At 65.6% G+C, this 20448-nt stretch carries 14 protein-coding genes; 8 read left to right on the top strand and 6 right to left on the bottom strand.

Annotated features, from left to right (window positions below; translation table 11 throughout):
- The first annotated feature begins 140 nt into the window (after positions 1-140).
- Positions 141-1019 (top strand): hypothetical protein, encoded by an 879-nt coding sequence (locus VN706_18495; protein HXT17635.1) that lies wholly within the window; start codon positions 141-143, stop codon positions 1017-1019.
- Positions 1019-2950 (top strand): hypothetical protein, encoded by a 1932-nt coding sequence (locus VN706_18500; GenBank protein HXT17636.1) that lies wholly within the window; start codon positions 1019-1021, stop codon positions 2948-2950. Before VN706_18495 ends, VN706_18500 begins: the two co-directional genes overlap by 1 nt.
- Before the next feature lie 5 nt (positions 2951-2955).
- Here the strand turns inward: VN706_18500 and VN706_18505 are convergent, their stop codons facing one another.
- A complete protein-coding gene (locus VN706_18505) occupies positions 2956-5262 on the bottom strand; it encodes a PAS domain S-box protein (protein HXT17637.1) in 2307 nt (768 codons plus the stop codon).
- 164 nt (positions 5263-5426) lie between these two features.
- On the opposite strand from VN706_18505, the gene VN706_18510 reads away from it, so the two are divergent.
- The 4 genes from VN706_18510 to VN706_18525 all read left to right on the top strand — a co-directional run bounded on the left by VN706_18510 (position 5427) and on the right by VN706_18525 (position 10585).
- A complete protein-coding gene (locus VN706_18510) occupies positions 5427-7142 on the top strand; it encodes a hypothetical protein (GenBank protein ID HXT17638.1) in 1716 nt (571 codons plus the stop codon).
- Between the two features lie 41 nt (positions 7143-7183).
- On the top strand, positions 7184-7687 hold the full coding sequence (locus VN706_18515; protein HXT17639.1) for a hypothetical protein: 504 nt from the start codon (positions 7184-7186) through the stop codon (positions 7685-7687).
- Between the two features lie 67 nt (positions 7688-7754).
- Positions 7755-10028: a prolyl oligopeptidase family serine peptidase gene (locus VN706_18520; protein ID HXT17640.1), complete on the top strand. Its 2274-nt coding sequence runs from the start codon at positions 7755-7757 to the stop codon at positions 10026-10028.
- Positions 10029-10144: 116 nt separating this feature from the next.
- Positions 10145-10585 carry a MarR family transcriptional regulator gene (locus tag VN706_18525; protein ID HXT17641.1) on the top strand — a complete coding sequence of 147 codons (441 nt, stop codon included), beginning with the start codon at positions 10145-10147 and terminating at the stop codon, positions 10583-10585.
- 82 nt (positions 10586-10667) lie between these two features.
- Here VN706_18525 and VN706_18530 read toward each other — a convergent pair whose 3' ends face one another.
- Positions 10668-12047, bottom strand: a complete 1380-nt coding sequence (locus VN706_18530) for a bifunctional DedA family/phosphatase PAP2 family protein (protein HXT17642.1) — start codon at positions 12045-12047, stop codon at positions 10668-10670.
- Between the two features lie 77 nt (positions 12048-12124).
- Here VN706_18530 and VN706_18535 point away from each other — a divergent pair, with 77 nt between their 5' ends.
- Both VN706_18535 and VN706_18540 read left to right on the top strand, forming a co-directional pair.
- The gene (locus VN706_18535) at positions 12125-13201 is read left to right on the top strand and encodes an alpha-hydroxy acid oxidase (GenBank protein ID HXT17643.1); all 1077 of its coding nucleotides are present in this window, start codon (positions 12125-12127) and stop codon (positions 13199-13201) included.
- Positions 13198-13794: a hydrolase gene (locus VN706_18540; protein ID HXT17644.1), complete on the top strand. Its 597-nt coding sequence runs from the start codon at positions 13198-13200 to the stop codon at positions 13792-13794. Before VN706_18535 ends, VN706_18540 begins: the two co-directional genes overlap by 4 nt.
- 141 nt (positions 13795-13935) lie before the next feature.
- On the opposite strand, the gene VN706_18545 is transcribed toward VN706_18540, so the two are convergent.
- From VN706_18545 to VN706_18560, 4 genes are read right to left on the bottom strand one after another with little or no spacing between them, the layout of a single operon-like run.
- The gene (locus VN706_18545) at positions 13936-14964 is read right to left on the bottom strand and encodes a hypothetical protein (protein ID HXT17645.1); all 1029 of its coding nucleotides are present in this window, start codon (positions 14962-14964) and stop codon (positions 13936-13938) included.
- A complete protein-coding gene (locus tag VN706_18550) occupies positions 14961-18101 on the bottom strand; it encodes an efflux RND transporter permease subunit (protein HXT17646.1) in 3141 nt (1046 codons plus the stop codon). Before VN706_18550 ends, VN706_18545 begins: the two co-directional genes overlap by 4 nt.
- The gene (locus tag VN706_18555; GenBank protein ID HXT17647.1) at positions 18098-19231 is read right to left on the bottom strand and encodes an efflux RND transporter periplasmic adaptor subunit; all 1134 of its coding nucleotides are present in this window, start codon (positions 19229-19231) and stop codon (positions 18098-18100) included. The genes VN706_18550 and VN706_18555 overlap by 4 nt, the downstream gene beginning before the upstream one ends.
- A complete protein-coding gene (locus VN706_18560) occupies positions 19228-20433 on the bottom strand; it encodes a TolC family protein (protein ID HXT17648.1) in 1206 nt (401 codons plus the stop codon). The genes VN706_18555 and VN706_18560 overlap by 4 nt, the downstream gene beginning before the upstream one ends.
- Positions 20434-20448: the final 15 nt, after the last annotated feature.

Here is a 20448-nt window from a genome sequence, read left to right on the forward strand (position 1 = left end):
CGAGGGACCCCTGTCTCAGCGGAGCGCTGCATACGGCTCCTCCGTCAGGACGGAGGTCCCTCGACTCCCCTTTCCCTTCGCTACGCTCAGCGTCAGGGTCGCTCGGGATGACAACACTATCCCACCGCGTCCTTGCTGCAATGCTGCTTTTGTTGAGCGCGGCAACCACCGCCCGCGCCCAAGCCGGCACCCGCGCGCCGATCATCCTCGAGCTGCCCGCCGGCGTGCGGACGCTGGGATTGGGCAATACCGGCGTCGCGGGCCGCGACGACGACGTGATCTTTTACAATCCGGCGCAGGTGGCGGTCGCGAACGGATTCAGCGTCTCCGGCGAGCGCTTCTCGACAAGCGCGGGCAGCGGCGCTCTCTCGGCGGTCACGCGGTTCAACGGCGGCGGCATCGCGATCGGAATGCAGATGCTGAATTACGACCTTCCGAATTTCTTTCCCGCGTCGCGGCTCTCGATTCTGGACGGCGGCCTGACCCCCGCCATGTCCGCGGAAGCCATCATCGCGTTCGCCCAGCCGATCAAGGGCACGCGCGTCGGCATCGCGGCAAAGTACGCGGAAGACGACATGTCGTCGATTCGTCTGGGCAGGGCGCTCGCCGACGTCGGCGTGTCTCGACTGTGGTTCGGCAACACGATCGGGCTGGCCGTTCAGAACATCGGCGAGGATCTGGGTCGGAACGCCGTTCCTCCCGACACGCATCTGCCCACGCGCACCACGCTCGGCGTCTCGCGCGGTACCCAAGCCGGCCCGCTCGATCTGTTCGGCACGGCGGCGGTGTCGATGCTCCGTACCGATCGCGTCGATGCCTCGGGGGGTCTCGAGGCCGCGTATAGTTGGCTGAGCGGATATAGCGTCGCGCTGCGTGCGGGCGTCCGCCGCCGCGACGTCGGCATCGAGCCGCTCACCCTGGGCGCCGGCCTCACGATGGACCGTATGACCTTCGACTACGCCATGGAAACGCTCAGCAACCAACGGTTGGGCCACCGCTTCGGCATTCGGGTTCGCTAATGCGCCGTTTTCTCCCCGTCCTGATCACCGTGGGCGCCGTCGCGGCCGCCTCGTGCACGCAGGCGCTCAAACTCAGCAAGGACGACTCAGAGGTCGTTCTCTCGCACCAGTTGATCTCGGCGCCCAATCCCGGCGAGAAAGGCAGCTACGCGGTCAAGACCATGTACTACGGCAGCGGCACGGACAAGCGCCGCCGCGAGTACCGCGACTCGGTGACGATCAAGACGAGGTCCGTCGACGGGTCGCCGTTCGTGTCGACGACGCCGGACAACGCCAGGGACCGCGAGAAGGACTGGGGCTTCGGCTTCAGCAAGATGCCGATCAACGGGCGGGTGTGGTATCCGGTCGGCGACGGCCCGTTCCCGCTCGTGCTGATCGTCCACGGCAATCACGACCCGCTCGACTACTCCGATCCTGGATACGGCTACCTGGGCGAGCTGCTCGCCTCCAGAGGATTTATATTAGTATCCGTTGATGAGAATTTCATCAACGGCAACCTGCGCGGCGAGAGCGACGGGCGCGCGTGGCTCCTGCTCAAGCACCTCGAGGACTGGAAGCGCTGGAACGACAGCTCGGCCGGGCCGTTCTCGCACAAGGTCGACATGCATCACATCGGGATCATGGGCCATTCGCGCGGCGGCGAGGCCGTGGGCATCGCCGCCGCGTTCAATCGCCTGAGCCACTATCCCGACGACGCGAACATCAAGTTCAACTTCAATTTCGACATCAAGGCCGTGTTCGCGATCGCGCCCGTCGACGGCCAGTACAAGCCCGCCGGCATGTGGACGCCGATCGAGAACGTGAACTACATGGTGATTCACGGCTCGCACGACGGCGACGTGTCGTCGTTCAACGGGCTGCGCACCTTCCAGCGCATCAAGTACACCGACGGGAAGCCGTACTTCAAGGCGGCGTGGTACGTGTATCGCGCCAACCATGGCCAGTGGAACACCGTGTGGGGCAACAAGGACAACGGCCCGCGGAGCGGGCGGTCACTCGATCTGCGCGGACTGCTCACGCCCGACCAGCAGCGGCAGTTCAGCAAAGTCGTAATCGGCGCGTTTCTCGAGACGACGCTGCACGATCGCACGGAATACCTGCCGATGTTCCGCGATCATCGCGTCGCCGGCGCGTGGCTGCCGAAGACGATGTACATCACGCGCTTCGAGGAAAGCGGATTCAAGCCCCTCGCCACATTCGAGGAGGACGTCGACGTCACCACCGGCTCCGTGCCGGGTGTGACGATCAGTGCCGAAAGTCTCGCGACATGGAAGGAAAACGCGCTGAACCTGCGCAGCGGCCAGAACGATCCCATCAACACGCAGGTCGTCACGCTCGGCTGGAACAATCACCTCCGGTCCGATACGACGAAGCTCGGCAAGCCGGCGTCGTACACGATTGCGTTGAGCGATTCACTCACGACCGCATACACGATCGGCCGGGAGTCGTCGGTGTACTTGTCGCTCGCGCCAACCGATGCGAAGCCCGGGCCGCGCGCGCCGGCGCGCGACTCCACCCGGCGCGCCGACAGCACGCGCGGCGGCGGACGAAACGCACCACGTCGCCCTGCCGCGAAGGACGCGCCGAAAGACACGACGCCCGTCGATCTCACGGTGGAGTTGACTGACGCCTCGGGCCACACCGCGCGGCTGCCGCTGAGCAAGTTCGGCGTGCCGCGCCGCCCGCTCGAGATTCACATTCTCCGCCGCGCGGACCAGGAACGCCAACGCTTCCCGACGACGTACGAGATGGTGTTGCAGACGTACGTCATGCCGATATCCGATTTCGTGCAAGCCGCCCCGCAATTCGATCCCGCGCATTTGCGCTCGATTCGCCTGGTGTTCGATCGCTTGCAGGCGGGCACGGTGGTCGTCGACGACATCGGGGTGTCGGGACGTGCCGGGCCGTTCGAGACGCTGGGAGAACCGTAGCGCGACTACGTAATCCCCGCCCCAATGAACTCTTTCACGCGCGTGAGCAATGCTTCCGCCGTGAACGGCTTCGCGAGCACCGCCTCGGAGTCCGCGAACGCTCGCCGGACCGATTCCTCGTCCATGTAGCCGGACATCAGAAGCACCGGCGTGCCGGGCTGCAGCCGATGGAAGTGCTGCACGAGCTCGCTGCCGTTCATGCGTGGCATCATCACGTCGGAGATGAGCAGGTCAACCGGCTCCGAGAGTTTCTTGAGCGTGTCGAGCGCATCGACGCCGTCGCAACCTTCGAACACCTTGTAGCCCGCGTCGACGAGCAGACGCACCGTCAGCGCGCGCACGCCCTCGTTGTCTTCGGCAATGAGGATCGTGTTCCCCGCCGATGAGCGCGGCGTCGTACCGATCGCGCCATGCTCGCCGCTGCTCGAGACGACGGTCGCCGGAAGATGAATGGTGAACGTGGTGCCGGCGCCGACGCTGCTCGCCACGGAGATGTGTCCGCCGCTCTGCATCACGATACCGTACACTGTCGCGAGACCAAGTCCCGGGCGCCCGTTCGGATCCTTCGTCGTGAAGAACGGCTCGAACGCGCGGGCGCGCGTGTCCTCATTCATGCCCACGCCGGAATCGGTCACCTCGAGCACCACGTACTTGCCCGGCGGGATCACCGCTTCGCCCGGGTTCGGCTCGATGACGACGTTGCGCGTCTCGATGTGCAGGCGGCCGCCGTCGCTCATCGCGTCGCGCGCGTTCAACGCGAGATTGAGCAGCACCTGCTCGAGCTGGCCCGGATCGGCGCGCACCGTCCACACGCTGCCGTCGAGCGCGGTCTCCACCGCGATCGTCTCGCCGAGCAGGCGGCGGACGATCTTGGTCATGTCCTCGACGATCGCGTTGATGTTCAGCGGCTCCAGCCGCAGGATCTGGCGTTTGCTGAAGGCCAGCAGCTGTCGCGTCAGCGCCGCGGCGCGTTCCGTCGCCTTGAGGATTTCGGCAATGTCCTTGCGGCGCGGATCGCCCTGCTCGACGCTCCGCGCGAGCAGATCGCTGAAGCCGCGAATGGACGTGAGCAGATTGTTGAAGTCATGCGCCACACCGCCCGCGAGCTGGCCGACCGCTTCCATTTTTTGCGCCTGGCGCAGCTCTTCTTCCATGCGGCGCCGCTCGGTGACGTCCCGCGACACGGAAAGGACTTCGGCCGCCATACCCGTCTTCGCGTCGCGCACCGCCTGGCTCGTCGTCTCGAACCAGACGTAGTGCCCGTCGCGCCGGCGAACGCGATACGTGAAGGTCTCGATGCCGTGGTGGCCGAGCAGCCGCGCGCTCGCCGCGCGGACGATCTCGAGGTCGTCGGTATGACAGAACTCGAATACCGAGCGGCCAACCAGCTCCTCGGCGGGAAAGCCGAGCAGCTCGAGACAGACGGGCGACGTGTAGAGGATCGTGCCGTTCGGCAGCGTCCGCGCCAGCATGTCCGTGGAATTCTCGGCGAGGAAGCGATGCCGCTCCTCGCTCTCGCGCAGCGCCAGCTCGGCGTTCTTGCGTTCCGTGATGTCGCGCGCGACGGCGAAGAGCGAAACGACGCGGCCGTCGCGCTGCTCGATGTGCACGTTCTGGCCAATCCACAGCTCGCGGCCATCGACCGCGATCGCGGGAAATTCCCAGTATGTGACGGGAATGCGCTCGGTCATCTGCCGCTTGTACAGCTCGATGCCCTGCGCATGATGGTCGCGGCGCACGAAGTCGAGGTACATCCGTCCGACGATGCCCGCCTCATCGGCCTTGAAGCCGAGCAGTCGCGAGGCCACCGGATTGGCGTAGGTGAAGATGCCGTGCGGGTCGATGCGGTAGATGCCGTCACTCGCCGACTCGACCAGCAGCCGATACCGCGCCTCGCTCTCGGCAAGAGAATTCTGAATTTCCTTACGCTTGGTGATGTCGCGCGACGTGATCGCGATGCCGTCGTCCACGCGCACGATCTGGTGCCGGACCCACAGCTCCTGGCCGTCGTCGTCCTTGAAACAGAGCTCTTCCTCGATCGACTCCCCGGTCTCGACCACGCGCGCCATCTTGGCGAGGAGTCCGCTTTCGCCGATCGTCGCCGCGATGTCCGTGGCGAGCTGGCCCACGAGCTCGTCTCGGCGGCGTCCGAGGAACGCTTCGCCGCGCTCGTTCACCTCGACGATGCGAAAGTCGACGATCCGCCCGCCTTCACGCACGCTCTCGCACAGAAAGAACGCGTCGAGGCTTGCCGCGATCGCGCCGCGAAAGCGCGTCTCGATGACCGCGAGCGACATGGAGTCGTCGCTCAACGGCGAAGATGCCGACGAAGTCGACGCGGAATGCGGGGGATTCACGACGATGAGACGAAGACGCGAGGCGGAGGAAACGAGTCTCTCCGCAATCGTCTGCAGGGTGACTGCCCCTAATTTGCGTGAGTTGCAGAGGATGGCAACTGTCAGAGACACAATCGCGCATGCTCCCACTGACGCTGAAGGTTTTTCGGGTCGTCGCACTCGTCCAGCTCGTGTCGCGGCCGGGACATCCTGTCCGTTCGCAGGCGCCGGTTTCCGCGCCGGACTCCGCGCGACTGGCGCGCGATGTCCGCTCCGCGCAATCGTCCTTCGAGGGGTTTCGCCGCTCCCGCCTGCCTACCGGCGACCGAATGGGCGGCGAATGCGACGTTCGAATCGGCCGCTACTGCTACTGGCGAGGCGACGACGAAGAACCGGATCCGCCGGCGGAGCCCAAAGCAATAGGCGAACGCCGCAGGTCACTGCTCCGCTTGCTCGACAGCGTTGGGTCAATAATTCCGGGCGACGCGTGGGTCGCCGGTCAATACGTCCGCTACCTCGTGGAGGCTGGTCGGTACGACGACGCGCTTTCGTACACGCGGCGATGTGCCGCGGGTACGAGCTGGTGTCTCGCGCTCGCGGGCTACGCCGCGCATAGCGCCGGCAAGTTCGCGCTGGCCGACAGTGCGTTTCACGCCGCACTCGCCGCGATGCCCGATGCCGAGCGCTGCCGTTGGCTCGATATCTCGGACGTGCTTGACGATCCGCTGCGCGACCGATTCAACCGCATCCCGTGTGAACGGCGCGAGGCGTTCGTGCGGCATGTGCTTCGAATCGGTGCACCTTTGTATTCAGTCACGACGTCGGATTTGCTCACCGAGCATTTGTCGCGACTGACGCGCGCGAAAATCGCCGAGCGTGCGGCGACAGTCGACGGTGAGTCGTGGGCGGACGATCAGCGGGAGCTCGTCATTCGCTACGGCTGGCCGCGCTGGTATACGCGATGGGAGCCGGCGTTCGGGTCGCAGATGCAGCGATCCATCACCGGCCACGACGTGGGCATGCCGTTCGATTTCATTCCGTCATTGCGCGCGGTCGACAGCGTGAGTGAAGCGTCGGACGACGACTGGCATCTCGACGACGCGCGCGCGATGACGGGCTACGCGCCCGCATTCGCCAAAACGGTGCATTCGCTGCCGGCGCAGCTCGCGTTCTTTCGTCGCGGCGACTCGCTGCTCGTCGTCGCCGCGTGGGATGCGCGGCGCGATACGAGCATGCTCGGGCGCGTCGTAAATGCGTCGGTGGCGGCGCTCGATGATTCTGTCGTTCGAGTTTCGCGCGCCGACAGCGTGCAGGCGCGCGGAAGAATGTCGGCGACGTTCCGAATGGATTCGGGCATCGTGAGCCTCGAGCTGCTTGCGCCGCACGAGCGCCGCGCGGCGCGAAGGCGACATGGTTTCGCCGCGCGGTCTCCGTCGGGCGTGGCGCTCTCCGATCTTCTGCTCTACACGCCCGGCGACTCCACGCCCGGCAACCTGGCCGAGGCGCGCGATAGTGCGTTGGCATCCGATGAGGTCAACGCCTCGCATCCGATCGGTGTGTTCTGGGAGACGTACGGCCTGCGAGCGTCGGGACAGCCCGTGAAATTCACGTTGAGCGTCGAGCAAGTTGGCGTGACATGGCTCCGCCGCGCGGCGGAGCGCATGCATCTCTCCGATCGGAGCAGCGCCGTTCGCATCCAGTGGGACGAGGTGCCGCGCCAGCAGAATGGAATCGCGCCACGCGGTGTTCGGCTCGATCTTTCACGACTGCGGTCAGGTCAGTATCGCGTCCAACTGACGGCGGCGGCCGCCGGTGCGGAGCCTGTTGTCACGACGAGACTGGTTCGCGTTCGCTGAGCACGACCTCTGCAACAGAAACGCGCGGAGGTTTCAACTTCATGAAACGAAAGAAACGCCCCAGCCCGCTCGAGAGTGCCGCGCGCGGTGCGATCGCCGGACTCGTTGGCGGCGGCGCGCTCGTGCTGGCGCATCGGTCCGTGCTCCCGCGCTTGCCGGACAGAAAAAAGCCGCGCGTCGACCCGTGGGACAAACAGGTTGCTTCGCTCGCCGGCCGGGTCGGGTGGGCGATGACACCCCGCTCGCGCATGGCCACCGGCGTCGCTGCACAGATCGCCGCCTCCGTCATCCTCGGCGCCGCCTATACGCTGATCGTCGAGCAGCTCGAGCCGCCCAAACACGCCGAACAGTTGCTCGACGCGGGGCTGGTGTTCGCGGCGTCATTGATTGCGCCGGAGCTCGAGCGAACGCGAAAGCCTCGCGGCCGGCGGAGACAGCTTCAACGCAAGGCGCTCGAGCGCATCAACGGGCCCAAGGTGTTCGGGAAGGCAACCACCGTCACGCTGAAGGCGCTCGCCCGCTACAGCGCCCGCTACAGCGCTTAAGTCGCTCTGGCGAGGAGCCCGGACGCTGACCCAGATTCATGGCGCCCCTCCTCACCGAGTGATTCGTATGCGCCGCACCTTCGCCGCCGTCCTCGCCTCGTCGTTCGTCGTTTGCAGCGTCGCCGCGCCATGTCGCGCGCAGTCGCGACAAGCCGGCAATGCGGCGTCGAGCGCAGCGAGCACGACGTTCACCGCCGAGGATGCGCTCGCGGTGAATGCAGCGACGATCGGCGATCTCACCCCCGACGGCCGATACCTCGCCGTCATCTCGACGATGCGCCGCGATCAATTCGGCCAGGATTTCCGCCGCGACGGAGATCCCAGCTACGCGCGCTCGATTCCGGCTCGCCTGCTCGTGATCGATACGAAATCAGGCGAGACACAATCCGTGTTCGCTGATAAGAAGAGCGTCAAGGACGTGCGCTGGTCGCCCGACGGCAAACGCCTGGCCATGTTCATCTTCAACGGCGGCGTGTCGGAGCCGGTGATCTGGGATCGCGCGACCGGAAAGTCGACGACCGCACGCTTGCCCGCCGGAAAATACGTGGCCGAGAACAGCGACCTGCGCTGGTCGGCGGATGGGAAGCAGCTCGTGTTCGCGGTTCACACGACGGACTGGCGGAAGAAAGCACGCGACACATTCGCCAACATGACGACGGGTCCCGTGTTCGTGCAGTCGAGCCTCGATCCGTTTCTCGCGTGGGATGACATTCGCCGCATGGCGAACGTGCGCAGCGTCGTCGCGCTCGATCTCCAGACGAATCAGCTGCACGAGCTGATTCCCGAAGTGATGGTGAGCAACTACACGCTCGCTGAAGATGGAACCGCCATCACCTTCAATCGGGACATTCAGAAAAAGACCGACTACGACAGCTTCGGGTCGGAGACGTCACTGCACTCGCGAGCCGTGAACGGCGGAGCCGAACGCACGATTCTGCCGACCACGAAAGGCATGCAGGTTCAGTTCGCGGAAGACGGGAAGCATTACGCATACTCGAAGGATGGCCGCGTATACGTCGGCTCCATCGACGACAAGGACGCACGGCTTCTCGTGGGTCCGCCTGAAACTCGGCGCGGCGAACCGCAGGACACCTCGAAGGCTGCCCGCGAGCGCCTGGCGAAGGAGCGCTTCAGTCTGGTGCGCTACAGCCCGGCGGGCGACGCGTTACTCGTGTCGAATCGCGAAGGAATGTGGCTCGTCGACGTCGGCTCCGGCACTCGCGAGCAAGTCATCGCGACGGACGATTCGAGCGCGACGGCCCCGCGCATCGCGTTCGCCGCATGGAGCGACGACGGCCAGCATCTGTATCTCACGAAGGCGTCGCGCCAGAAGTGGGAGCGCGGCGTCGTCCGCTACGACCGTCCAAACAAGTCGCTGACGGAGCTGGTGAAGGACGGCCGTGTGTATTCGGGGCTCAGATTATCGAAGGACGGCAAGACGGCGGTGCTCGCGATCGCGAACGGCAATCGGCCGGCGGACATCTACGTCGGAAACGCCGACCTCACGGACCTGCGGCGCGTCGTGGAGTCGAACCCGCAGCTGGCGCAGAAGCAGATCGGCGGCACGGAGCTGGTGTCGTTCCTCGACGCGGACGGCCACCCGAAGAACGCGGTGGTCTACTACCCTGCGGATTATCAGAAAGGCAAGGCATATCCCACTGTCTTCGAGGTCTATGAGGATTTCTTCGACGACAACTACGACATTCGGGCGAACGTTCTCACCGGGCACGGATATGTCGTCGTGCATCCCTCCGTCGACTTCGACATCGGATTCCCGGGCGAGGCATGGCTCAAGGGCGTCACCGCCGCGGCGAACAAGTTGATCGAGATGGGCGTCGCCGATTCGGCGCGCCTCGCGGTACAAGGGCAAAGCTACGGCGGCTATGCGGTCAATCTTCTCGTCACGCAGACCAACCGGTTCAAGGCGGCGGTGAACATCTCCGGCAAGGTCGATCTCATCAGCTTCTACACCGACAGCCCGCGACTCGGCGTGCGGAACGTGAACGCCGCGGAAAAGACGCAGGATCGCATTGGCGCCACGCTGTGGGAGCAGCCGCAGAAATACGAGGCGCACAGCGCGATATTATATGCGGACCGCATCAAGACGCCGCTGCTGCTCATCACGGGCGAGCAGGACTCGAACGTGCCGGCCGACAACACCCGAGAGATGTATTACGCGCTCAGACGGCTCGGGAAGGAAGTCGTGTGGGTGAACTACATGAACGGCGGTCACGGCGGCGGTACCGCGTCGGCGGACGATTTTCTGGACATGCAGCGCCGGATTCTCCAATGGTACGATACCAAGCTGAAGCCGGCGGGCAGCAAGGTGGCCAGCAACTAAACCGCTAGGCCTGTACGCAAACGAGTGAGTATCTTAGCTTCGAGGGCATGGGCGCCAATCAGATGACTCCGGCCGATTCGACAGAATCCCACGCGGTTGCGCGTTCGATGAACGCGGTGCGCAGCATTGTGCGCGCACTCCGCATCAACACGCGCGCGATCGAGCTGAAGATGGGCATCAGCCTGGCGCAGCTGTTCGTGCTGCAGCAGCTCGCCGAACGTTCGGCGGCCTCGCTTAACGAGCTGGCCGAGCGAACGGCGACACACCAGAGCTCCGTCTCGGTGGTGGTCCGCCGTCTGGTCGAGCGCGGCTTCGTGTCGCGCACTTCGTCGACGAGCGACAAGCGGCGCATCGAGATCGAGCTGACGGATGCCGGGCGCCGGCTGCTCGAGGGCGCACCGATGACGATTCAGGTGCAGATGATGACGGCGCTGCACCGCATGGACAGCCACGAGAGCAGGACGCTGGCCGATCTGCTCGAAAAGTGGCTGCGGGAGTCGAAGATCGACTTCACCTCGCCGCCGATGCTCGGCGAGCTCGAGGAAGTGGAGAGCTGACACTCCGACAAGGTCCGACAACTTCTGGCCAGATCAGTTTCGAGACTCGGTCAGGTGTTGTCGGATGGTGTCGTGTTGCAGCTTAACCGCCCCCGCGCGACAGGCTCTTCCAATCCCGCTGCCGCGCGATCTCGATCCCCGAGATGCACGCCGCCAGCCACACGAAGCCCGCGGCCACGCCAGCGCTGACGTCGCTCACGTACCCTTGTCCGAGATACAGACGGGCCGTGACGATCGCCACGATCAGCGCTGTTGCCAGAATTATAATGAGCATACGCATAACAGCGCCCTTCACGGCAGCGTAGAGGAGATACGCCAGCATGCCGAAGCCGAGCACCACGCCGAGCGCGTGACCGCTCGCGAGGCCCGTTCCCCAGTCGAGCAGCACCAGGTCCGCGAACGGCAGCTCCGACCGCCGCACGACGAATCGCAGCGACGCGTCGAGCAGCGAACCGCCGATGAACGCCACGACCCAGCCCGCGAGCTCGAGCCCGCGCCGGCGGACCGCATACCAGATCGCGCCGGCGAACAACAGCAGCGTCATCGCGCCGCGAGCCCCGAGGCTGCTCAGCACATTGAAGGCATCGAACACCGACGGCGCGAGCGATTGCCGCAGATAGTTGGCGACGGTCACGTCGAAGCGAGTGAGCGGCGACCCTTCGACCAACCCCTCGGTGATCGACGCGAAGATCGCGATGACCGCCAGGCTGATCACGAAGCCGATGCCCAGGTGCACGGCGAGATACTCGCTGTGGGCGTAGCGTCCCGACAGAATCTGAAACGCGCGCGGGTGGCGACGACGCATTCCACTGACGCGCGGACCGGCGGCGGCGCGCTCGAACGACTCCTCGAGCGACGCGACCACGCTCGTGCGATTCTTCGCGAACCAGCGCCACAGGAAGACCACCGCGACGACGACGGCGATGAGCAGCGCCAGCACCAGGCTCACGCGCCCGATGTCGTGCACGAGACGCGGCAGATTCCGTCCAAAGACGTATCCAAGAATGCTGAATGCCGCCACCCACACGCTGCCGCCGATCGCGTTGTAGGTCGCGAATTGGCGCATCGGCATCTGCGTGATTCCGGCGAAGATGCCGACGAAGCTGCGCACCACGGCGACGAATCGCCCGAGCAGCACCGTCTTCGAGCCATGCTGGTCGAAGAAGCGGCGCGTGCGCTCGAGATGCTTCGGGCTCAGGCCCACCCACTTCCCATGACGGTGCACGAACCTCGTGCCGCCGCGGGCGCCGATCCAATACCCGGTGTGGCCGCCGAGGATGGTGCCGATGGCGCCCGCGATGATCACTCCGGCGAGCGAGAGCGTCCCTCGTCCGGCCAGCGCGGCCGCGGTCACGAGCGCGGTCTCGCCGGGCACCGGCACGCCGGCACCCTCGACCAGCAGGAAGAGCGCGACGAGAACGTAGCCGTAATGGGCAACCCACTGGCTTACGACGTCGAGCATTCCGTGTTCAGCAGAGCGGGTGGGTAGACACGCGGCATGCGAAGCTGGAAACTTAGGCGTCTCCACGACGATAATCGATGCTCGACATACTGAACCTCGACAGTTTGGAAGCGCGGGCGCGCGAGCGCCTGGACCCGATGCTGTTCGACTACATCGCCGGCGGCGCGGCCGACGAATGGACGCTGCGCGAGAACCGCGAGGCCTGGTCGCGCTACCAATTGTTGCCGCGCATGCTGCGCGGCGTCTCGGCGCGATCGCTCGGCACGACTGTCCTCGGAACAGCCGTATCCATGCCCGTCCTCGTGCCCCCGATGGGCTTTCATGGCCTCTGTCATGATGACGCCGAAGAAGCCACTGCCGCCGCCGCGGCGGCGGAGCAGACGATCTTCTGCGCGAGCACCGTCTCGAACTGCAGTCTCGAGGCGATCGCGAAGGCATCGGACGGGCCGCGATGGTTTCAGTTGTACGTCTATCGCGACAAGGCGATCACGCGCTCGCTCGTCGAACGCGCGGCCGCGGCAGGCTATTCCGCGCTCTGCCTCACGGTCGATACGCCGATGGCCGGGCCGCGCGAGCGCGATCGCCGAAACAACCTGCGCATGCCCGGCCACCTCGAGCTCGGAAACTTCTCGGCCGAGCATACGGCGATGCATCATCACGGCGGCGGCGAAGGGTCGTCGCTCGCGGCGTACATCGCGTCGCAGTGGGATCCGGGCCTGACGTGGGACGACGTCGCATGGCTGCGGTCGATCGCGCCGATGCCGGTCGTCGTGAAAGGAATTCTGGCTCCGGCAGACGCCGCGCTCGCCATCGAGCATGGCGCGGCGGCGGTGATCGTTTCGAATCACGGCGGCCGACAGCTCGACTCGGTCCCCGCCCCGATCAGCGTGTTGGAACGCGTCGTCGAGGCAGTCGGCGGACGCGGTGACGTCCTGCTCGATGGTGGAGTACGCCGTGGGACGGATGTGCTCAAGGCACTCGCGTTCGGGGCACGCGCTGTGCTCGTCGGAAGGCCTGTGTTGTGGGGGCTGACGCTTGGCGGCTACGACGGCGTACGCGCGGTGCTTCAGCACATTCGCGCGGAAACGGACCTCGCGATGGCACTCGCGGGCTGCGCGAAGATCACCGACGTCACTCGGGAACTGATCGCATGACAGATACGACGAATTCGGCGAACGTAACACTCGACCCCAAGACCACGGCGCTGGTCGTGATCGATCTGCAACAAGGCATCGTTGGCGCGCAGACCGCGCCGTACACCGCGGCCGACGTGGTGGAACGGTCGGCGCGTTTGGCGAAGCGGTTTCGCGAAGCCGGAGCGACAGTGGTGCTCGTGCACGTCGATCCCGGTCCGAATGGCGTGTTGTTTCCGCGGCCGCTGGCCGACATCGAGCGGCCGCGCATGGCCTCGAACCCCGACTTCGCGACGATCGTGTCCGACGTGGGCCCCGAGGCGGGCGACGTCGTCGTCACGAAGCACTCGCCGAGCGCGTTCTTCGCGACCGATCTCGAGCTGCAGTTACGGCGGCGAAAGATCGACACGATCGTGCTGTGTGGCATCGCGACCAACATCGGCGTCGAAGCGACGGCGCGCACCGGGTATGAGCACGGGTTCAATCTCGTGTTCGCGTCGGACGCGATGACGGCGCGCGATGGAGAGCTGCACGAGATCGTGGTCAGGAAATTCTTTCCGACGATCGGGCGGGTGAGGACAGCGGAGGAGATTCTTAAGGCAATGTCATCCTGAGCGAAGTAAGCGCACTATTGTCATCCCGAGCGAAGGCGCACAGCGCCGAAGTCGAGGGACCCCCGTCTCGACGGAGGAGTTCTCCTCGGCGGAAGGGGGTCCCTCGACTCGCTGACGCTCGCTCGGGATGACGATTGCTCTCTAATGTGTAATCTTGATCAACCACGCCCCGATGATCGGGCCGCGCGGTCCTCTTCCCCGCCCGTTCGCCGGCGGCGTCGCACCGGCCGGCGGCGGGCCATACTCCGGCGTAAACACGTACGCCGCGTGCGACTTTGTATCGACGCCGATCGTGCGCGCGCCGCGCATCGTCTGCACCGTGGCGATCACGGTGTACTTGTCCGGCGAATCTTCGTGCACGACGGTCACGTTGCCGTCGCCGCTCGGGATGTACATCAGCTTCTGCGACTGGTCCCAGCCAAGCGCATCGACGCTGCCGCCATTCTTGATGCGCGCCACGATGTTTCCGTTCGACGCGTCGAGCACCAGCGATTCATCGTCGCACGCCGAGAAGATGCGATTCGCCGCGCGATCCATCGCGATGCCCGTGGCGCCCTCGCACGTCGCATAGTGCCCGATCACCTTCCACGTCTTTGAATCGATGACGTCGATCTGCTTGTTGTCTTCGTTGTTGATGAAGATGCGATCCTTGCCGTTGCTCACGCCGCCTTCGGGACCCTTCCCCGACAGCTCGATCGTCGTCACGACGTCGCCCGTCTTCGCGTCGATCACGATGGTGCTGCCGATCGGCTTGCTGTGATTGATCGTCAGGATCTTGTCCGTCGCATCGTCGTACATGATGCCGTCGAGACCGTCCTTGCCCGCGTGGATCTTCTTGATGACGTCGAACGTCTTCGGGTCGAACATCGTCGACGTCGAATCGCCGCCGTTCGTCGTGAAGCCGTGATTGTCCTTCACCGAGAAGGCGGCGCCGTGCACGCGCGGCGTATCCAGGATGTCGTGCAGCACTTTGCCCGTCGCACCGTCGACGACCATCATGTGCGTGCCGCGCGATACATATACGTTGCCGCTGCTCGGATCGACGGCGACGTAATCGAACGCGCCCTCGCCGCCGATGTTGAACTTCTCGGTCTTGAACGTTTGCGCCGCGAGCAGGCTGGGAGCGGCAGCCATGCCTGCCAGTGCGGCGCCGAGCAGAATGCGTCTCATACGGACCTCGATGGAGTGGAAAGCTCTGGAGCGGGAGACAAGGGAGTCACGGGAGACAAGCGATGTTCCCGGCCGCGGATCGCGACGAGCAGCGTGGGAACGACGAACAGCGTGATCGGCGTGGACAGCGCGAGGCCGCCGATGACGGCGAGCGCGAGCGGCTTCTGCATTTCGCTGCCCGAGCCGAGGCCGAGCGCGAGCGGCAAGAGACCAAAGAGCGTACAGAGCGTCGTCATGAGGATGGGACGCAGGCGAATACGCGCCGCCTCGCGAATGGCCGGCTCGAGCGCTTCACCGTCGACACGCATGCGATGCCGCGTGAAGTCGAGCAGAATGATGCCGTTCTTCACGATCAGGCCGACGAGCAGAATCAAGCCCATGAACGACGACACGTTCAGCGGCGTGCCCGTGATGAGCAGCAGGAACATCGCGCCGACGAACGACAGCGGCGCCGCGAGCAGCACCACCAGCGGTTCGACGAATGACTCGAACTGAATCACCATCACGGCGACGACGCTCAGGCTCGCGATCGCCAACACCAACAACAGCGCATGAAAGGCCGCCTGCTGGTTGGCGTACTGCCCCGCGATCTCGAGGCGCACGCCCGACGGAGGCGGGTTGTCGGCGACGACTTTCTTCACGTCGTTCATGATGGTGCCGAGCGAGCGGCTGCTGATGTCCGCCGTCACGTCGATCATCTGCTGCTGATTCTCGCGCAGCAGCTCGGCGCGCGACTCGCCGGTTTGAAATGACGCGAGGGCGTTGAGTGGAACGGCCGTGTGCGTCGTCGAGGAAATGATGGGCAGCGATCCGAGCAGCAACGGATTGTATCGCACGGAATCGGGCGCGCGCACGCGAGCGCCGACGGAACGATCCTCCAACCGAACCGCGCCCGCATCGGCGCCGAGCAGCGCACTCGATACTTGCGCGCTGACTTGATCCGGCGTGAGTCCAATACGATTCGCTTCCGCCTCGTCGATCGTCATGGACATCTCGGCGCTCGGCTCCGAAACGCCGTTGAAGAGATCTTCGACACCGTCGACCTTCGCCACCTTTTCGCCCAGCTTCGCGCCGTAGGCTTCTAGCTGGTTCAAGTCCGCTCCGAAGAGCTTGATCTCGACCGGGCGCGCCGCACCGGCGAGATCGTTGATCACGTCGGACAGAATCTGCACGAACTCGACGCGCAGCCGCGGCACCGCCGCCTGAATCTTGGGCCGAACGTCATCGATCACCTCCTGGCTCGAGCGATCGCGCTGACCGGGATCCTTGAGCCGGACCGCGATGTCACCGCGATTTTGCAACGTCGCGAACAATCCCAGCTCCGCGCCGGTTCGGCGCGACGTGCCGGCGATCTCGGGCGTCGCCAGCAGCTTGCTCTCGACGATGTGCACCATACGGTCGGTTTCGTTGAGCGCCGTTCCGCCCGGACTGTAATAGTCGAGCACGAACGCGCCTTCGTCCATCTCGGGCAGGAAGCCCGAGCCAACGAACCGGTGCACGACCACTCCGGCGATCACGAGCACGACCGCCGCGCCGATCATCAATCGCGTGTGGTGCAGCGACGACGCAAGCGCGCGCTCGTACTTGTCGGACAGCGCGTCGATCGCGCCGCCGACGCGCGCCAGGAATCCGCGCGGCCGCCCAGTGGCGTCAGGCTCGGCCTGCTCGACGTCGAGATATTGCTCGCTCAACAGTGGAATGATCGTGAGCGCGAGCAGCAGCGAGATCATCACGGCGATCGTCAGCGTGATCGACAGCGCGTGAAAGAATTGGCCTTCTACACCAGTGAGCAGGCCGAGCGGCAGAAAGACGACGACGGTGGTGATCGTCGACGTCGTCACCGGCCAGATGAGCTCCTGCACGGCTTCGCGCACCGCGGTGTCGCGATCGGGATTGATGCGCAGGTGACGCACGATGTTCTCCGTCACGACGACCGCGTCGTCGATGACGAGTCCGATCGCGATCGCCATCGCGCCCAGCGTCATGAGGTTGAACGTCTGCCCGAGCAGCGACATCACGTAGACGGTGATCGCCATCGTCAGCGGAATCGACGACGCGCTGATCGCCGTCACCCGGCCATGTCGCAGAAAGAGCAGCAGGATGATCACGGCGAGTATGGCGCCGATCAGCATGGCGTCGCGCACCGACTTCACCGCGTCGCGCACGAGCGCGGCTTGATCGTACACCGGCTTGAGCTTAACGCCGGACGGCAGCGTCGACGCGAGGTTCTTCGCGATGTTCGCGATGCTGTCGGCGATCTGCACCGTGTTGCCGCCGAGCTGCCGCGTGATGTTGAGCAGCGCGGCGGGCCGCCCGTCGCCGGCCACGATTCGCACGTGATCCTCGGTCCCCGGCGTCACCGTGGCGAGGTCGCGTACCCGCAACCCGTGCGCGACGACGACGTTCGCGATGTCGTCGGCCGACTTCGCTTCGTTCGTCGTGACGATGAGATATTGTCGATAATCCGCCGGCACGCGCCCCACCGCCTGCACCGTCGTCGACGTCTTGATCGCGTTCGCCAGATCGTCGTACGTCATACCCTGTGCGGCCAAGCGGCCCGGATCGGCGACGATCTCGATCTCGCGCACGTCGCTCGCCTGCACGTCGACGCGCCCCACGCCGGGTACGCGCGAGAACAACGGACGAATCTGATACTGGGCGATGTCGTACAGCGTCGGCGGGTCGCCGCCCTCGAGATTGTATGAGAGAATTGGAAAGAGCGACGGCGTGAGGCGCTCGACTTCGATCTCGACACCGGCCGGCAGCGTGCCCGACACCTGGTTCACGCGCGCCTGCACTTGCTGCAGCGCGTACTGCATGTCGGTGCTGCCGGAGAAGGTCACGTTGATCTCGCTGCCGCCGCGAATCGACCGCGATTGCACGCGCGTCACTCCCGGCACGACCCCCACCGCTTCCTCGATCGGGCGCGTGATCGCGAACAGAATCTGCCGCGCGCCGAGCGCGGAGCCCTGCGTCACGACCGTGATCCGCGAGAATTGCAGCTCGGGATAGATCGCCGACGGCAGCTGCAGCGCCGCCCAGATGCCCGCGGCACTGAGCAACGTAACCACGAGATAGACGAATCGCCGCTGCTCCGCGAGCAGCGCGAACCACGTTCGGTTGCGCGTCGACGTCATGACTTGTCGCTGTCGGGCTTCGCGGCACCCTTCGCGGCGGGTGTCGCGGCTGGCGCCGCACCACGTCCCACGGCCGGCACCGGCGCAGCCTTGAGCGGCTCGACCTTCGCGCTGTCCGACATGCCGTACGCGCCATACGTCACGATGCGCTCGCCGGCCTTCAATCCCTCCGTGATCTCGGCAACCTTGTCGGTGCGGCCGCCGACCTTCACGTCACGCTCGTGCGCGACATTGGTCGCATCGACGACGAACACCTTGTACGCCTCGCCCTCGGGCACCAATGCCTCGAGCGGAACGACGATGGCATTCGGCACCGTTGCCACCGCGACCTGCCCGAACACCGTCTCGCCGATCTTGAGCGGCCGACGGGTCGTCGGCACCTGCACGCGAATCTGCACGCCGCGCGTCGCGGTGTCGATCGTCGCACCGATGTCCGTCACGCGACCGATGCCGAGCGGCTCGCCCGTCGCGCTTTGTCCGGCGGAAAGCGTGACGACAGCGCCGCGCTGCACGCGCCCCGCCGCACTCGGCGTGAGCGTCAGCAGGATGTCGAGCGTCTGCGGATCGGAAATCTCGACGAGCGGCTGCGACGGATCTGCCGATGCGCCGAGTGTGGCGTTCATCTTCGTGACGACGCCGGCGATCGGCGAGCGCAGCGTGGCGAGCGACGCCTCACGCTCCGCCGTCGTCAAATCAGATTTCGCGCGCGCCAGATCCGCGGCCGCCGTTTCGGCATCCTTACGCGGGACGATCCCCTCGTTGGCAAGGCGCTCGGAACGCTCGTAGTTGCGCGAGGCCGCGTCGACCGCGCTCTGCGCACTCTTGAGCGCCGCTTCGAAGGTCGTGGGATCGAGCGTCACCAATGGCTGGCCGACCGCGACGGCTTGGCCGGTCGAGACATTCACACTCGCGATGCGGCCAGGCGCGCCGGCGCTCAACGTCGCGACGTGTCCGGCGCGACCGACGACGACACCGATCGCACCCACTGTCTCGGTGAATGCCTGGGGCGCGACGACGATCGTGTTCGCGTTGACCACCGCCGGCGGAGCATCGTCGTCGCCCGCTTTCTCGCCGCCCTTGCAGCCGACGGAGATCGTGCAACAGACCAGCATCCAGACCGATCGTCTCATGGCAACGGAGTCGTCGAAGTGAGTGAGAAGATTCGCAGCTCGGCCGTGGCGATCCACGCCGCCGCGAGATCGTCGATGTATTGCGAGATGACGTCGCGCGCGCTGCGCTGTGCCTGGAGCACGTTCGGCAGCGACTGCGCGCCCTCGCGATATGCCGTGATGGACATCTGCGCCACCCGCTCGGCACTCGTCACGAGCTGGCGGTCGCGCTCGACGCGCGCCAGCGCGTTCGATCGCTCGCGGATCGCGTGCGCGATCTGATTTCGAGCCTCGACCTGCGCGAGCGTCAACTCCGCCTGCGCGCGAATGCGTTCGGCTTGTGCCTGCGCGATTGGACCGCGGTTGCGATCAAATAGTGGCAATCCGATACCAATTCCGAACGTCGGAAGAATGCCAGGCTCCGCCTCCGGATCGCCGCCCGTCTCGATGCCGCCGGTAATGCTGAACTGCGACCACACCGAACGCCGTTGGAGCCGCTCGCTCAATTGCGCGGACTCGAGCGAAAGGCTCGCGGCGGACTCGTTGAGCGTCACCTGCCCCGTCGTCGCCGGCACGGGTGGTGTGGCGAGTGAATCCGTCGCGTTCACTTTCAGCGCGTCGCTCGCGATACCCAGCACCGCTTGCAGGTCGAGCAGCGCGGAGATCCACGTCAGCGAGTCCGCCGCGGCGGCGTTCGCCTGCTGTCCGGCGTTGACGCGCGCCAGCTCCACATCCATGTCGGCCGCATCGCCCGCGTCGCGGCGCCGCTCGACCATGTGCAGCAGGCTATCCGCGTCGAGCGCGTTGCGGCGCGATAGTACGAGCTTCTCGCGCGCGGCAATGGCGTGCGTGTACGTCGTGTCGGCGTCCAGCGCGATCGACGCGCGCGCGAACTGATACCGCAGTTGTGCCGCTTGCACACCGACCTGCGCGGCGCGAATGCGCAGCTGCCGCAGCATCGGAAAATCGATCGGCACGTCCACCGTGAAGTGATACCGCGGGCGCGCCTTGCTGTACGCCGCGCTCAGCGTGGGATTCGGCAGCGCGCGCGCGCCGATCAGTGCCGCTGTCGCGACCGCGGTGTCGGCGCGTGCCACGCCCAACCGGGCACCGCGATCGAGTGCGGTCTCGACGGCGCTCGCGCGCGAGTATGGAGTGGCTTGTGCATGAATGGACGCGGCGGGAATGACACAGGCCGCGGCCAGGGCAATGCGAAGTCGCATGTCCTCGGGTTTGGG

The organism is Gemmatimonadaceae bacterium, from assembly GCA_035606695.1.
In the GTDB taxonomy this organism is placed as follows: domain Bacteria; phylum Gemmatimonadota; class Gemmatimonadetes; order Gemmatimonadales; family Gemmatimonadaceae; genus JAQBQB01.

Bases quoted from the DNA above. Each gene is read 5' to 3' on its own strand.
- VN706_18535 (HXT17643.1), top strand. From the start codon at position 12,125: ATGCTCGACATACTGAACCTCGACAGTTTGGAAGCGCGGGCGCGCGAG.
- VN706_18530 (HXT17642.1), bottom strand. From the start codon at position 12,047: ATGCTCGACGTCGTAAGCCAGTGGGTTGCCCATTACGGCTACGTTCTC.
- VN706_18545 (HXT17645.1), bottom strand. From the start codon at position 14,964: ATGAGACGCATTCTGCTCGGCGCCGCACTGGCAGGCATGGCTGCCGCT.
- VN706_18540 (HXT17644.1), top strand. From the start codon at position 13,198: ATGACAGATACGACGAATTCGGCGAACGTAACACTCGACCCCAAGACC.
- VN706_18500 (HXT17636.1), top strand. From the start codon at position 1,019: ATGCGCCGTTTTCTCCCCGTCCTGATCACCGTGGGCGCCGTCGCGGCC.
- VN706_18560 (HXT17648.1), bottom strand. From the start codon at position 20,433: ATGCGACTTCGCATTGCCCTGGCCGCGGCCTGTGTCATTCCCGCCGCG.
- VN706_18515 (HXT17639.1), top strand. From the start codon at position 7,184: ATGAAACGAAAGAAACGCCCCAGCCCGCTCGAGAGTGCCGCGCGCGGT.
- VN706_18555 (HXT17647.1), bottom strand. From the start codon at position 19,231: ATGAGACGATCGGTCTGGATGCTGGTCTGTTGCACGATCTCCGTCGGC.
- VN706_18495 (HXT17635.1), top strand. From the start codon at position 141: ATGCTGCTTTTGTTGAGCGCGGCAACCACCGCCCGCGCCCAAGCCGGC.
- VN706_18520 (HXT17640.1), top strand. From the start codon at position 7,755: ATGCGCCGCACCTTCGCCGCCGTCCTCGCCTCGTCGTTCGTCGTTTGC.
- VN706_18550 (HXT17646.1), bottom strand. From the start codon at position 18,101: ATGACGTCGACGCGCAACCGAACGTGGTTCGCGCTGCTCGCGGAGCAG.
- VN706_18510 (HXT17638.1), top strand. From the start codon at position 5,427: ATGCTCCCACTGACGCTGAAGGTTTTTCGGGTCGTCGCACTCGTCCAG.